Source organism: Methanosarcina sp. MSH10X1, assembly GCF_004099695.1.
Taxonomy (GTDB): Archaea; Halobacteriota; Methanosarcinia; order Methanosarcinales; family Methanosarcinaceae; genus Methanosarcina.
Genome location: NZ_SCHL01000006.1, coordinates 92442 through 106278, shown reverse-complemented (window position 1 = coordinate 106278; position 13837 = coordinate 92442). Strand labels below are relative to the sequence as shown.

General features: G+C 43.6%; 14 protein-coding genes. 6 read left to right on the top strand and 8 right to left on the bottom strand.

The features are described from left to right. Positions 1-552: 552 nt before the first annotated feature. The 8 genes from EQO05_RS07125 to trmY all read right to left on the bottom strand — a co-directional run bounded on the left by EQO05_RS07125 (position 553) and on the right by trmY (position 6795). A complete protein-coding gene (locus EQO05_RS07125; RefSeq protein ID WP_128505102.1) occupies positions 553-1161 on the bottom strand; it encodes a HemK2/MTQ2 family protein methyltransferase in 609 nt (202 codons plus the stop codon). 13 nt (positions 1162-1174) lie between these two features. Continuing rightward, positions 1175-2011: a 16S rRNA (adenine(1518)-N(6)/adenine(1519)-N(6))-dimethyltransferase RsmA gene (gene rsmA / locus EQO05_RS07120; protein ID WP_205793732.1), complete on the bottom strand. Its 837-nt coding sequence runs from the start codon at positions 2009-2011 to the stop codon at positions 1175-1177. A 135-nt stretch (positions 2012-2146) separates the two neighbouring features. Beyond that, positions 2147-2878 (bottom strand): DUF655 domain-containing protein, encoded by a 732-nt coding sequence (locus EQO05_RS07115; protein WP_128505098.1) that lies wholly within the window; start codon positions 2876-2878, stop codon positions 2147-2149. Between the two features lie 338 nt (positions 2879-3216). Beyond that, positions 3217-3570 carry an RNA polymerase Rpb4 family protein gene (locus EQO05_RS07110; protein ID WP_128505097.1) on the bottom strand — a complete coding sequence of 118 codons (354 nt, stop codon included), beginning with the start codon at positions 3568-3570 and terminating at the stop codon, positions 3217-3219. After that, positions 3560-3847 carry a hypothetical protein gene (locus tag EQO05_RS07105; protein WP_128505095.1) on the bottom strand — a complete coding sequence of 96 codons (288 nt, stop codon included), beginning with the start codon at positions 3845-3847 and terminating at the stop codon, positions 3560-3562. The genes EQO05_RS07110 and EQO05_RS07105 overlap by 11 nt, the downstream gene beginning before the upstream one ends. 251 nt (positions 3848-4098) lie before the next feature. After that, entirely contained in the window at positions 4099-4392 is a 294-nt protein-coding gene (locus tag EQO05_RS07100) for a 50S ribosomal protein L21e (protein ID WP_128505093.1), read from the bottom strand. A 147-nt stretch (positions 4393-4539) separates the two neighbouring features. After that, positions 4540-5835, bottom strand: a complete 1296-nt coding sequence (locus EQO05_RS07095) for a tRNA pseudouridine(54/55) synthase Pus10 (RefSeq protein ID WP_128505091.1) — start codon at positions 5833-5835, stop codon at positions 4540-4542. Positions 5836-6159: 324 nt separating this feature from the next. Continuing rightward, positions 6160-6795 carry a tRNA (pseudouridine(54)-N(1))-methyltransferase TrmY gene (gene trmY / locus EQO05_RS07090; RefSeq protein ID WP_128505089.1) on the bottom strand — a complete coding sequence of 212 codons (636 nt, stop codon included), beginning with the start codon at positions 6793-6795 and terminating at the stop codon, positions 6160-6162. A gap of 391 nt (positions 6796-7186) precedes the next feature. On the opposite strand from trmY, the gene EQO05_RS07085 reads away from it, so the two are divergent. The 6 genes from EQO05_RS07085 to EQO05_RS07060 all read left to right on the top strand — a co-directional run bounded on the left by EQO05_RS07085 (position 7187) and on the right by EQO05_RS07060 (position 13808). Continuing rightward, a complete protein-coding gene (locus EQO05_RS07085; protein ID WP_128505087.1) occupies positions 7187-7843 on the top strand; it encodes a metallophosphoesterase in 657 nt (218 codons plus the stop codon). Positions 7844-8359: 516 nt separating this feature from the next. Beyond that, positions 8360-9592, top strand: coding sequence for an MgtC/SapB family protein (locus tag EQO05_RS07080; RefSeq protein WP_240664423.1), 1233 nt, complete (start codon positions 8360-8362; stop codon positions 9590-9592). Between the two features lie 539 nt (positions 9593-10131). Beyond that, the gene (locus EQO05_RS07075; protein ID WP_128505084.1) at positions 10132-10707 is read left to right on the top strand and encodes a hypothetical protein; all 576 of its coding nucleotides are present in this window, start codon (positions 10132-10134) and stop codon (positions 10705-10707) included. 447 nt (positions 10708-11154) lie between these two features. Next, positions 11155-11862, top strand: a complete 708-nt coding sequence (locus EQO05_RS07070; RefSeq protein WP_128505082.1) for a cupredoxin domain-containing protein — start codon at positions 11155-11157, stop codon at positions 11860-11862. Between the two features lie 24 nt (positions 11863-11886). Then, positions 11887-13053 (top strand): tRNA (guanine(10)-N(2))-dimethyltransferase, encoded by a 1167-nt coding sequence (locus EQO05_RS07065; protein WP_128505080.1) that lies wholly within the window; start codon positions 11887-11889, stop codon positions 13051-13053. 134 nt (positions 13054-13187) lie between these two features. Beyond that, a complete protein-coding gene (locus EQO05_RS07060) occupies positions 13188-13808 on the top strand; it encodes a MarR family winged helix-turn-helix transcriptional regulator (RefSeq protein ID WP_128505078.1) in 621 nt (206 codons plus the stop codon). The last annotated feature ends 29 nt before the right edge of the window (positions 13809-13837 follow it).

The window sequence follows — 13837 nt, the reverse complement described above, 5'->3', positions numbered from 1 at the left end:
AAAATCATTCCTTTGCTGGTCGTGAGTTAATTTTAGAATTAACCTTCCCCTAATTGGGTAACTAAGTTTTTTATAAAACTCTTCAATTTTAAGAAAAACGAATAAATAACTTATAAAAACTAATATTTTTACTTTTTTAAATGAACTTGTGTTTAAATGAAGTAACTTAATCTTATAATAAAGATTTATAATAAGGTCACAAAAAAATTACATTCTCCTTCAAGGAAAATTTTTCTTTTTTAATTTCGCACAAATAAAATGAATTCGAATACACAGTTTTTGTCTCAAAACCTCTGTATCTTTTCAGTTTAGCCAAATGCAATTTTGCAGAAAAATCTCCACACTACCCATAATTCTGAGGGGATAAGCTCATTAATAACGATATACAAAATACCGTTCATTAACTTTCACATATTTGCACGTGGCCTTCTTGTATGTGGTTTCTGTGGAGGAAGACATAGTTGGTTTTCCAGAGAACATCAGCGATTTCACGGAATGACAAACTATCATATTCATAATTTCAAGACAACATTAGTTTTGAGATGGACTCATTCACAAAAGTTTTCCCCGGACAACAATCAATTCCTCGAAAGAAACTTTTTTTCTTGCCACAACCTCAACCGCAAACCCAAGTTCCTTCATTTTCGCCTTCACCGCATCCAGACCGGTAATGGAAGAGATAAGCACAAGAATTTCCCCTCCTGGCTTGAGATAATCCCTTACTTCATCCAGAAAACGGTCAAGAGTCTCTCTCCCGCTAATTCCCCCGTCAAAAGCGTAGTTCAGCCAGCCTGGGACTTTTTCCTCCTTTGAGGTAGGCAGATATGGAGGGTTGAAGAGGATAAGGTCAAAACAGGTTTCCGGGCGCCGCGGTCTGAGCCCTTTGAAAAGGTCGGTACGGATAACCTCCACCCCGTTCATTTTCGCACAGATGGCGGCATGGGGGTTAATTTCCGTTGCTACCAGGCGGATACCTTTGAAGTTTGCAAGAAGTACAGCCGATACAAAGCCGGAACCGGTTCCGATCTCAAGGATTTGCATACCCGGCTTTGCCTCGCCCAGCGCTGCATCGGCAAGTAAAAAAGAATCTTCTGCAGGCTCATAGACAAGGTCCGTATTCCCCAACCTGATCCGGGCTTTTTTGTATTCGATTTCAACCATGCTTTCGGGTTCTTTATTGTTCTTTTATTTCCTTTGTGAGAATTGATTTTTTTAAATCAATTATCTGATTTGCTACCTGAGCAAGTTCTTCTGGAGTCAGGTTCTCAGCGCGTTTGCTCATTAAATCCTCAGGCAGCCTGGCAACTACCTCTTTAATATCGGGAATTTTGAGCACATGATTATTGTTGAGGATTGCGTTTCTCAGTTTTTTCCGGCGCTGGCTGAAAGCGGCAGCTATGAAATCCATGAAAAAAGCTTCGTCCCTGACTTCGAAAGGTGCAGGACGGGGAACAAGTTTGATCACTGCAGAATCAACTTCGGGTGCCGGATGGAAAACACTTTTCGGGACCTTCATCAGGATCGAGGCATCCGCAAAATAATACGTATCAACCGTAAGGCGTGAGTAGTCCTTGCAGTTGGGAGGAGAAACCATCCGGGCTGCGAACTCGTACTGGTACATGAGAATACCAAGCTTGAATTTATGGCGGAGAAGCTTGAAAGTAATCTCTGAAGAGATGGAATAGGGAAGGTTTGAAACGACTTTATCGAAGTCCGGGAAATCGACTTTAAGGGCATCGCCGGCAATTATCTCAATATTTTCAACCTCATCGAAACGGTCGTGCAGAACCCTGACAAGGGCAGGGTCAAATTCAATTACAATTACCTTTTTTGCCTTCCGTGCAAGCCTTTCAGTAAGGTTTCCGATACCTGCACCGATTTCAAGCACGACATCCTCGGGACCCAGATCAGCAGCAGCTACTATCCTGTCCAGGTAGCCTGTATCGATAAGGAAATGCTGATCAAAAATGCCTCCTTTTATATTATATTTTTTAAGAAGAGAACGAACCAGATTGAAACCTCCTGAGTGAATCGAGTATCTGGTCTGAAGAAACCAGATTAATGTAAATTGAAGTAATTGTCAAAAGCTGAAAATGCTTAACCGTGAGATTATTATTTAAAAAAATAGAATAGAGGGGTTCACGTCTCACTCGGCTTTCTGGCGGCGCGGTGGAGTTGTGAACAGTCTGTATTTAATGAAATCATCCTTGAGCTCTTCTTCAATCCTGTGTGCAAGAACCTTAGCGGGATCATGCAGGCTTGGAATTCTCTCCCGAATATCCTGAAAACTCTTGAAGTCCCCTTTTTTGCGCTCATCAATTATAGACCACATGAGTTTTTTGCCTATCCCTGGCAGGAGCTCAAGCATGTGCAGGCGGGTAGTTATGGAATGGGCCTCATTGAAAAACTTCACGAAGCGTTCTTCCTGATACCTGACACAGGCTTCAAGGATAAAAGGCAATTCGAGATTAGCTCCTGTCGTAAGCTCGGAATAGCCTATTCTTTGCTTTACGTGATCGATTTCATCCCGGTCTCCCGGCCCTATGTAAACCCTTGACTGGATCTGAGGAACTACGCCGCTTTTGGGAACGAGCTCCATAAGGGTGAATTTTTTATCTCCCACAGCCTGTACGAGAGGTTTTTTCTGGTATGCGGCAGTGCCGTCAACAGCCTTCCCATAGGGGAGGTAATCCAGGACCCATGCATATTCCTCTCTGTCCTGTGGGCTTTCCAGGGATTTTCCGGATGAGCGTGGAGCTCTCTCTGATTGTCTATCGGATTGCGGTTTGCCTGTCGGACGCCTGCCGCCATAAGAAGGTTTTTCAGCAGCTGATCTGCCAGCGTACGGTCTACCTGATTGCGACTTCTCTACTCTCATCAGCACCCATCCTATAAAGTAAGTATAAAATCCCACGAAATTTGTATACAGGATATAATTGATCCTGATATGCCCGACTTACTTATATCCGGTTCGGGACCTATCCCATTAATCGGACCTGTCGGCAATTCACAAATTTCCAGTGTTCTGTAAAACTTCAAACTACCCTGTAACCGGCATCCCCGGACTCAATTCATCTATAACCCAAAGAGTCCTCTATATTTGAATTCATATCAGGACACTCCCTGATACTCTAAAGCACTCTATGTTTCGGATACTTCCCTGATAAATAACAAGATGAAACCTGCTATATAGCTTATTCCCTTTGCGTCTCAGTTTTACTCAATAGCTTCGAGTACGTAATCAAGAATTTGGTCAAGTTCCTCATTGCTCAGGGTATATTTTTCTTTAGCGTAGATTGATCGGATTTCGTCCCTGGACTGAGGAAGAATATCTGCGATCCTTATCGCGATTGCAGGCTTCATTTTTTCGAGTTCTAACAGCCTGTTAACCAGTTCTCTTGATCTTTTCCCGCTGATTTTTGAGAACTGTTCAGCATGACGCAGAGCTTTTCTGAACCCGTATCCTACTTCAAGCCCCTGTTCCCTGCGTTCTTCGACGATCGTGGAAAGTAGTTCTCTGACTTCGGCCAGGGTCAATAATTCTTCACTGATAACTTCCTTAACTATCATTGAAATACACTCTTTTTGACTTAGAAGCTGTAACCGGTTGCCATATCCTGATGAGCAATCCGTCCGGATCACTTTTCAATTCCCCAGGAGTTCCTGGCTCAAATAAATTTCCGCCTGTCAGTATCCGGAAATCTGAATCACGCTCAGTTCGTGCATTCCTGCACTTGTCAAGCTTTATCCGGATTACCGTTACGCACGAAATTCGATCGTATTCAATACAATCTGCAATTGTCCCGAATAATCTTATCCTGATCTGGCTCAGGTATATGTCTGACAAACGATATATAATTATAGATATTCCCATGTCGGGATAAGAGATAAGATTTTTAAAAGCAGTCTCTTCAAATTCCCCTCCAGCCTTTTAGCAGGTATTCCGGGGGCATTAAGTTTCTTAAACTTAACTGCAGGCTATTGCTCTTGCAAGTTCCCGAAAATTCCTGCAGGAGCCCGGGCTATTATAGAAGCCTGCATCTGTAGATTCAGGATAAAAGGGGTTAGGTTTTACAACCTAACTGCCCGGAATCGGAGTTAATATTTCTGCGGTTTGAGGTGTTGAGGGAGGGAAATAACTTCCTTCATTGCATTTCCAGTGCGGACCTGAAGAATGTATGAGCGACCGCGCTGTCCTATTACCTTTCCGGTAGAACCCTGGAATTTCGGATTGGGCATACCCTTCTGAATGCTCGGGTCGATATCGATGTGAACCATCTGTCCTTCTTCGAATTCCTGAATTGCCTTGCTTACAGGGGAAATTCCTCTTTCACGAACTGTCTTCTGTAATTTGTACCTTGTGCAGCGTTTTTCACCGTGGGAGTTTGTCATCGCATGTTCCTCCTTAGAATGCTCGATTAATTTCTCTATAGTATATACAGTTTTTCTCTAGATAAGATGGATATTATTTAAATAAAACGTTCAGTCAGGGAATGCTCTCCTGACCTGCGTATTAAATAAACCTGATTCAGATTGAATTTAAATATCAACGTTGACTACATCAAGATCTTCCACAAGCGCCGGAATACCCAGAAGTCCGCTAAGGCTCGGGTTTGTCCTGCCCTCATCTCCGGAAATAAGCTCTTTTACATACAGTCCGCCTTCGCAGTTTACTGTTATGTAGGCGTAGCCCTCGTCTGTCAGTTCTTCAAGCTTGATGCTGTGCACATGCCTTTTTCTGACAAGGTCAGCCCGCCTGTGAACTACACGCCTTGGAGTCTGCTGGGAGATCTCCACGCCATTCAAAGCCTCAAGGCTGGATTTAAGCTTTTCCTCTGAAACAGGCTCTTTAAATGTAACTTTAAGCTTATAAGTTTTATCCGCCTTTGAGCTTTTCAGGGTCTCAATCATATCTTTTCCAGCGAAAGTAAGCTCGCTTACCTCAACTTTCCCTGCAGCTTTTTCATTAATGCTTCTCATGAGGGCTTCAAGATCTGTGTTGCGCTTCTTAGGGGATTTTGCTTCCACTATAAAAGGTCTCCCGCTTCCGAGCATCAGGGCGTCGATATCTTCCCTGCCCGAACCGTGAAAAGCCGTATCTATTGACTGAAACGCCTCGACTACAGGCCCCTTTATAAGTTCATCTACGGATTCCTGGTACTGTTTCCCTGTAAAATCACACCTTTCGCATCCTCTGCCCTTGCATTTCCTGCACGGCCAGCGGGTCTGGGGAATTCCCCTGACCAGTTTGCGGTAGCGGCCCAGAATATATACCGAACGGACCTGGAGTTCGAGCTTGTGCTTTGCAAGGTCAAGGGTAATCGTAATATCAGGGTTTTCAAAATCCACATCTTTCTGGACTTTTTCGGCAATCCGTTTGCCCACTTCCCTGTTAAGCTCGGTCTTAAGCTGTTCTGCGTACGCGGTCCCAACCTCAGCCCAGAGAATTTCTTCATTTTCACTCAGAAGCCCGCTAACCTTAGTGCCCACCAGAAACGTTGAATACTCGAGACCTTCGAGGGCTTTTTCGGCTTTATCGGCCCATTCTTCCAGTTTTTTGAACTGGTCAAGGCAAACCCAGCACTGCTCGTCTTCATCCCCCATTCCAAGCGTTTTTCTCGCAAACGCGCTGCAAGGGGCAAGCTCCTGAAGGAGAGAATCGTCATTTTCAGTTTTGTAAATTCTGTCTCCTTCAAGGACAAGAGCGAGTTTCAGGGCCTGCCCGCGTTCTCTATTGCTCAGGCCGGTGGACAATTTTGCGAACTGGCGGCCCAGACAGTTGTCACATACCGGGCCTTCGTGCAGAATCTTTTTTGAAATTTCAAGTACATCCATTTTCTTTCACTTTCTTTAAGCTCTTCATTTGGGAATAGACCTGAGTGAATAATCAGGAAGTGAGGGATAAATACTGGATAAGAGCGATTGCCTTAAAGACTATATTACTGCCAGTATCGCAAAGGCAAATCTTCGCGAAACCCAGATTTCCGGGAAAACTGTATCCGGATAAGTTTCTATTCTGATACAGGGAAATGGGATATAACTTTTTGTGTCGGAACAAATTCAGGAATTGCAGCCGAATCCTGATTATAATTCAATCGTGACTTTAATTCAATCGTGACTTTAATTCAATCGTGACTTTAATTCAATCGTGATTGTAATTCAATCCTCATTTCTGCGGTCGGCTTCTCCGGGCAATTCCCCTCTTTCTGCTTCCACCCTGTCCAGTTCGTTGTGCACAAGGGTTATGCAGTGGTTGGAGTGAAGGGAAATCGGACCTACCGAGATAACTTTCGCTCCTGCCTTGAGGAGCTGCGCTTCCTCTTCTTCGGTAACCCCTGTATGGTCTCCCAGGATAAAGACCGGGTCCCGGATTTCACTGGCAATTGCCCTGAAGTCTTCCCCGTCTTCTCTCAGGTAAAGCAGGGTACGGCCCTCAAATTTCGAAAGCAGGAATCCAAGATCTCCCCTGCGAATCCAGACGCCTGGAGTGGAACGAATATCCTGTTCGGTTGCATCCTTTTGAAGGGCTTTCTGGATAAGCGAACCACTGCTTCGCTCGTCAGGGTTCAGATATCTAAGGTGAAGCCCTTCAAACCTGATGATTTTTCCGGGGTCGGGTTCTCCCAGTAGCAGCAGGTGCACATTCACGTCCCTGCGCATTCCAAAGGAGAGAAAAAGGGCAGAACTCACGCAGCGGCAAAGAATATCCATTCTTCCGGCAGAACCTGGAAGATCATTTAAAGAAAAACTGCCGTCTGTCTTTGCCTTATGCCCTATAATAACGATGTCGCGCATGGGCACTATATTTACATAAGGGATATAAAAAGCCTTTTTAGAAAACTTCTGCAAACAAGGTTTTATCGCAAACTTTTTCAAAAAAAGTTTGATCAAAAACTTCTGCAAACAAGGTTTTATCGCAAACTTTTTCAAAAAAGTTTGATCAAAAACTTCTGCAAACAAGGTTTTATCGCAAACTTTTTCAAAAAAAGTTTGATCAAAAACTTCTACAAAAAAAGTTCTATTAAAAACTTCTCCAAAAAGGTTTATCAGAAGATATTTTTTAAAAGGGTTATCAAAAGTTTGATATTATGAGGTTTTTCGAATAATTACAAATAATAGGACTTGCAGGAATAAATATGATTAAGAGCAGTCTTACTGATAATTAGGAATAATAGGACCGATAAGGATGAAGATACTGGCTATTTCTGACCCCCACGGGGATTATTCGAAGATAAGGAAAATGATGGAAAAGGCAGGGGATTTTGACCTGGTAGTTATTGTCGGAGATATCACCCATTTCGGACCCGATGAGAAGGTCGATGAATTGATGGAACTCTTTGACAGGCCTGTGCTTGCAATTCCGGGAAATTGTGACCAGAGAAGTATCCTGAAAGCCCTTGACGGCTCGAAAGCTATAAACCTGCACGGAAAAGCCGAGCAGATCGGAAACATCAGGTTTATTGGGCTGGGCGGCTCAAATCCTACTCCGTTCAATACTCCGTTTGAGCTTCCGGAAGAAGAAATTGAAAAAGTTCTTGAAGATATGGTCTGCTCTGCCGAAAGTACAGGTGAGTGTGGAACCATAGTACTTCTGACTCATGCCCCTCCACACGGCACGAGGGACGAACTTCCTTTCGGGCACGTGGGTAGTAAAGCTATCCAGAAATTCGTTGACAGGGTTGACCTCATCGTCTGCGGGCATATCCATGAGGCAAAAGGACTGGAGCAGGTGGGAAAGACTGTGGTTGTAAATCCGGGCGAAGCCTCGAAGGGTTCCTGCGCTCTTATTAAGCTTGAAGAGTCGGAAGGCAGACCCATTGAAATTGAATTTCTAGACGTGTAAACCAGCAAGAGCCGATAACATCCGACCTTGGTCTGTAATCAGCTTCAGTCAGGTTTAGCAAATTTTTCAGTTACTGCATCCTGTAAGGAATAAGCTGTGGTTTTCTCAGGTTTAAGTGCTGGTTGTAAAGTGCTTGCTGTAAAAAGTTTTCTCAGGTTTTAGAGTGTATTTTAAAGAATGAGCATACTTTAAAGAATGGTACATACGCCTGTAATCCACTCTAAACCTTTTTCTCTTTTCAGGGGCTAAATTCATTACCAGGAACATCCTTACTATATAATTATATTTTGTTTTGCTTGTCCCGTTTATTCCATTCCACTGAAGGAAATAATATTACTCAAAACTGTTAGTTTTATTACCCACTTCTCTTCACTTTACTACTCATAATTACTCACTTGCCTTTGTTATTTTACTGACACAGAGAAAAGTTCTGGACTTCATAGACCGAAAAATCATAGAGGTTGAACTACGGGTACCATTGAAGAATTCGGTTTCGATCCGGTTTTTCTGGATTTCATGACAAAGCTGGCCATATCCTTTCTGATAGGGATAATGGTAGGCATAGAAAGGGAGCATAGAGGAGTTGAGCATGAAATCTTTGCCGGTGTGAGAACTTACAGCATAACCTGCATAACAGGTATGTTAACCGCTTTCGTAAGCGAGGCAACAGGGCCGGGTTTTGTCTATGTAGCCGCGCTTTTTTTCGGGGCAATCTGCTCCATAATCACTTATGCCAAGATCTTTCTTTTCAAACGGATAGGGGTTACCAGCCCAATCAGTCTTTTTTTTATTTTTGTCATGGGTATCCTTGTGGGCTATGATTATGGCATGTTTGCTATTGTCTCTTCTATAGTCGTGGCTTTTCTTTTGATCCAGAAAAAGCCTCTCCATCAGTTTGCAGGAAACCTGACAAAAGAGGAACTCTACAATGCCATACAGTTCCTGGCTGTGGCTTTCATACTTTATCCTGTGATGCCGGATAGAGTGTTTTTCGGGGTTATAAATTTCAGGTCTGCGATCCTTATTGTAATTCTTGTTTCACTTATTAGCTTCTTAAGCTATGTGCTCCTGAGAAAATTCGGCACAACGCGCGGAATCTGCTATTCAGGCTTTGTAGGCGGCTTCGTGAATAGTGAAGCCACAGCAGCCGCACTTGCGGGCTTCTCTACACGAGCAAGGGAAATGGCGGAGCCTGTGCTTACCGGGATCCTGCTCTGCAATATTTCCATGCTTATCAGAAACCTTGTCTTAGCTCTGATAGTTGACCCGACAGGCCAGACAACGCTGCGTATGTTCCCTCCCCAGGCCGTAATTATTCTTGTTTCAATAGGAGTAGCTCTCAGGTACAATAAGGCATTCTGCCCTATAGGCGGGGAAGAGCTTAAAATCGAGTCTCCTTTCTCACTTGGCCAGGCATTTAAATTTGGCGTTGCATTTGCCGTTATACTTATAGCAGGAAGCTTTGCCTATAGAATTGCAGGAACTGCAGGAATTTACTTCACTGCCCTCGGGGCTTTTGTAAGCAGTTCGGGAGTAATAGTCTCAGTAACCTTACTTGCCGTAAGCGGGAATATCTCCTACGAAACCGCAGCGAATACTGCAGTGCTTGCAAGCCTGATCAGTACGTTAAATAAAATCCTGATTTCGAGAATTTCCGGTTCCTCCAGTCTGTTCTCTCTTGCAAAAAACACTTTCGGAATAATTGCAGTTATCGGGACTCTTGCTTTACTTTTATGGAATAGCTTATAAGCAGAATCTGACATGGATTTTTATTCTCCGGTAAAAACGGTCTTACAATTCCGGAATTGGGATTTCTATCACCATAATTGATATCTGTACTTCATAAATAGTAACCTATATTTCGTAAATAGTAACCTGTACTTCATAAATAGTAACCAGCGCTTGCAATCTCGCAACTACTGCCCGGCGGCGAATATCTTTATATGCGAGTAAGGTAATAAAATTATTATTAAGTTAAGCCTGAATTGCCGGGGGGTGGAGAAGCAAGTTTCAGGAGTTTTTTAAAGGGATACTTGCTCAAAATAATTTTCTCAATTCAAGAAAGTGAAAAGTATATTTATATGTATGAATCATCTTGAAAAGAAAATCGGATTCGAAATGCCCTTAAAGAAAGACTGCAATACTACAAATGTTGAGCTCTATAAAGACCATAACTAAAAATAAATTAAACAGTTAAGTTTCAAATAAATATTAGCTTATGAATCGTGTTAAACTTTGAGTCCGGTATTAATTTCCGAAATTCATAACCGTAAGCTGTGGGGAATAAAATGAAAACAAAAATAATTGTGTTGCTTCTGATATTCAGCTCCGTTTTACTCTCAGGATGCGCAGGGGATGAACAGCCTTCGCCCGAGGAAGACATAACTCCTGAAGAAACGGTTACTCCTGTGGAAAATGCGACTGCTGTAGAAACACCGGAAGAAGATGTGACTGAGGTAGAAACTGAAACACCGGCAGAAGATGTGACTGAGGTAGAAACTGAAACACCGGCAGAAGATGTGACTGAGGTAGAAACTGAAACACCGGAAGAAAACGAAACCGGAGGGACAGTCGGGGCCGCAACTCCCGAAATAAGATCGGCTGCATATACTGTAAGACTAGACAATAATATGGCAAGCCCGTCAAGTCTTGAAATTAAGCAAGGAGAGACCGTTGCCTGGTTAAACTGGGAGGACAACCCGAAAAGGATCTTTACCCTGGTGAGTGAAGAAAAACTCTTTGATGAAACAAACCTTTCGTACAAGCGCCCTTTTGCCTATACCTTCAATGAGACCGGAGAATATCACTTCAGCGTTATAGGTCAGCCAAGAATGAATGTGACTGTCAGTGTGGTTGAGCCCTGAAAAATAAATCTTCAAAACTAAAAAGTAGAACGCTCAGGTAAAATTGGATTAATGGAACACTCTAAATGTTTCATTATTTCGAAGAGTATCTAAAAACAGGAAATACGGATTCTGCGGAAAAGCCGGGAATTTTCCTGGCAAATCTATTTTTAATATCTTTTAAGCAGGGATCTTCCCGAGCACTCATTAGCTCTTTTCTGGATATTGAGGATCAGTGCTGTAAATTGAGACCTTTAAAGCCGTAATTTCTTTTGTAACAGCAGGCAAATAACACTGAATTTGATTCCGTATTATATTATCCGGATCAGCATTTACCAGTTAATATCAGCGCGTGTATTTCAAGAAAACTCCTGCTTAAAGGACTGTTATAAGAAAGCATTATTATTTATAAAAGGCTTATATTAAAATGGGAGTAAAAAAGGTAGATTAATAATAAGGGGGAGGCGATTGGGAACAAACAAAGTAATTTTACTCCTGATTGTTCTGTCAGTACTAATATCAGGCTGCCTGAGTTCGGAGGACGAGCAGGAGAACGAGGAAGAAGACCGGGGTGCAGGTAGCAGTTCAGGAGGCTCGCAAAGACCGAGGCAGATGACGACACCCGTAGGCATGCAGGAAGAAATGTGGACCTCGGAAGAAACGGCAACCGAAGGGGAAATGTGGACACCGGGAGAGGCAGGTATAGACGGGGAAACGTGGAGTCCGGGAGAAATGGGAATACCGGAAGAGACGGTAACACAGGAAGAATTTGAAACACCGATTGAAGCGGAAACACAGGGAGAATCAGGAACACCGGAAGAGACAGCAATTCCGGGAACCTGGGAAGAGGCTGAACCAGGGCAAACTGAAGCATGGACTGAAGAAGAAAGAACCGGGGCTGCACAGCCCGGAAGAACCGCCCAGACCTCGCATTCTGTGAGGATTAAGGATTACCTCATGATTCCTTCAAGGCTGGAAATCAATACCGGAGAAACTGTTGTATGGAAAAACTATCAGGAATCCAGTGTGCTTGTCCTGACCAGCAGGGAATACCTTTTCGAGGATCAAAGGCTTGTATACGGAGATACCACGCAGCATACATTCGATGAGCCCGGTAGCTATAATTTCAGTGTAAAGGGTTACCCCAGGATGCAGATGACCATCACTGTAAAATAATATCCCAAAGTATAGCAGTTTCAAATGATATATAAAACCATAGTCGAAGGCACAACAAAGGTTTCAGTTCCGGTACCGCCTCCGGATGCAGCCTTTCCTCCCTCGGCAGCTCCGGTTTTTTACAATCCGGAGATGGAGCTTAATCGCGATATTAATGTCGCAGCTACGGCAGCATTTGTGGGAAGGCTCCTTTCGAGAAAAGAGCTTCTCAGGGAAGAGATCCGTTATGTGGACGCTTTTTCAGCGTCAGGGATAAGGGGACTCAGGATTGCAGGCGAAGTAGGAATCCATGCGACCATGAATGATTGGAGTTCAGACGCGTTTGAAATGATAAAGGAAAATGTAAAAATTAACGGGCTTGAGGAAAGAACTCTGGCTACCCGCAAGAGCGCAAACGTGCTACTTCATGAGCAAAAATTTCATATCGTGGATATCGATCCTTTCGGTACCCCTTCGCCTTTCCTGGACGCGGCGTCTGCCTCGGTTCGGAATTTGCTGTCGGTTACGGCAACGGATACGGCTCCTCTATGCGGAGCCCACCTGAAAGCCGGGATAAGGAAATATGCGGCTGTACCCCTTAACACGGAATATCACAGTGAGATGGGGCTTCGAGTTCTCCTGGGAGCCTGTGCCAGAGAGCTTGCAAAGCATGAAAAAGGAATGTCGCCTTTGCTTTCCCATGTGACGCGCCATTATGTTCGTACTTATCTCGAAATTCTTCCCGGGACAAAACAGACTGACCGGACTCTGGAATCAATGGGTTTCAGTATTCACTGTCCGACATGCGGGTTTCGGGGGTCGGTATACGGGCTTGCCGTACATATCGAAAAGGAATGCCCTGTATGCAGGTCTTTAACACAAATTGCAGGTCCTCTATGGCTTGGACCATTCAGGGAACAGGCGTTCTGTAATGAGGTAATCTCCGAACTTGAAGTGCATCCTCTGAACACAAAGGATAAAGCAAATAAGTTAATTACTTTCTGCAGGGACGAACTCGATATTCCAATGTTCTATGACCAGCACGTTATCTGTAAAGAACTCGGAGTTTCAGCAACAGGAATAGAAATCCTGATAGAAGCCCTTAGGGCTAACGGATTTGAGGCGTCGAGGACTCACCTCAGCGGAACCTCATTCCGAACCGATGCACCTATAATGGAAATAAAAGAGATAATCAGGAAACTTTCGGGATGAGTTGCTCAGGTAAAAGAGCAAAGGTAAAACACAGCCTGAAAGTATCCCCGGTGTTATATAAATTATTGACGAATACTTAAAACGCTTTGATTCAGATCCAGAAGTAATCCGCTAGAAAATTTCAATGTGATATTATGTCCGATGAAAATGCAGAAAAGTTATTTTTGCAGGAAAAACCCACTCGTGCCCTGCTATTTATTGGTTCGATGGGAAAGACCTATGCATCTGTTATTTCTAAAGAGATAGATTCCACCTTTGCCCATACTACAAGAATCCTCGCGAAAATGGAACAGTGCGGACTTATAAGATTCACATTCGAGGGGCGGATAAAATTTGTCGAACTTACGGAGTACGGAAGAGAAGTCGAAACTGCCCTCAAAGAGTTCAGAGATATCATCGCAGAGGAGCCTCCGAAGGATCAGCAAGAAGAGACCCGAATTACGGGTGCTGAGAGGGAGAAGGCTGTAGACGGGGAAGAAGGGAATGAACCTGAGCAGGCAAAAGAGCTGGACCCTCTGAGTGCCGAGATTCTTGAGAAGGTAAAAAAACTCCGAAATAAAATAGAAAGTATTTATAGGGACGCTGTGGAACAGGGAGATAGCAGGGATACGATTTCCCGGAAGCTTGGCCCTTATAGCCGGGATATAAAGAAACTCCAGAATCAGATTGAGAGGGCAGAAAGCCCAATTGATGAAACTGTGATCTTAGCCCTGGAGGAAAGTGAAGCGCTTCTGGAAACTTACCTCAGAAGCTGAGAACCTGTCCATTCCCCATCAAAAACAAA

Bases quoted from the DNA above. Each gene is read 5' to 3' on its own strand.
- EQO05_RS07110 (WP_128505097.1), bottom strand. From the start codon at position 3,570: ATGATAGTTAAGGAAGTTATCAGTGAAGAATTATTGACCCTGGCCGAA.
- EQO05_RS07085 (WP_128505087.1), top strand. From the start codon at position 7,187: ATGAAGATACTGGCTATTTCTGACCCCCACGGGGATTATTCGAAGATA.
- trmY (WP_128505089.1), bottom strand. From the start codon at position 6,795: ATGCGCGACATCGTTATTATAGGGCATAAGGCAAAGACAGACGGCAGT.
- EQO05_RS07095 (WP_128505091.1), bottom strand. From the start codon at position 5,835: ATGGATGTACTTGAAATTTCAAAAAAGATTCTGCACGAAGGCCCGGTA.
- EQO05_RS07080 (WP_240664423.1), top strand. From the start codon at position 8,360: ATGACAAAGCTGGCCATATCCTTTCTGATAGGGATAATGGTAGGCATA.
- EQO05_RS07060 (WP_128505078.1), top strand. From the start codon at position 13,188: ATGTCCGATGAAAATGCAGAAAAGTTATTTTTGCAGGAAAAACCCACT.
- EQO05_RS07100 (WP_128505093.1), bottom strand. From the start codon at position 4,392: ATGACAAACTCCCACGGTGAAAAACGCTGCACAAGGTACAAATTACAG.
- EQO05_RS07075 (WP_128505084.1), top strand. From the start codon at position 10,132: ATGAAAACAAAAATAATTGTGTTGCTTCTGATATTCAGCTCCGTTTTA.
- EQO05_RS07125 (WP_128505102.1), bottom strand. From the start codon at position 1,161: ATGGTTGAAATCGAATACAAAAAAGCCCGGATCAGGTTGGGGAATACG.
- EQO05_RS07065 (WP_128505080.1), top strand. From the start codon at position 11,887: ATGATATATAAAACCATAGTCGAAGGCACAACAAAGGTTTCAGTTCCG.
- EQO05_RS07115 (WP_128505098.1), bottom strand. From the start codon at position 2,878: ATGAGAGTAGAGAAGTCGCAATCAGGTAGACCGTACGCTGGCAGATCA.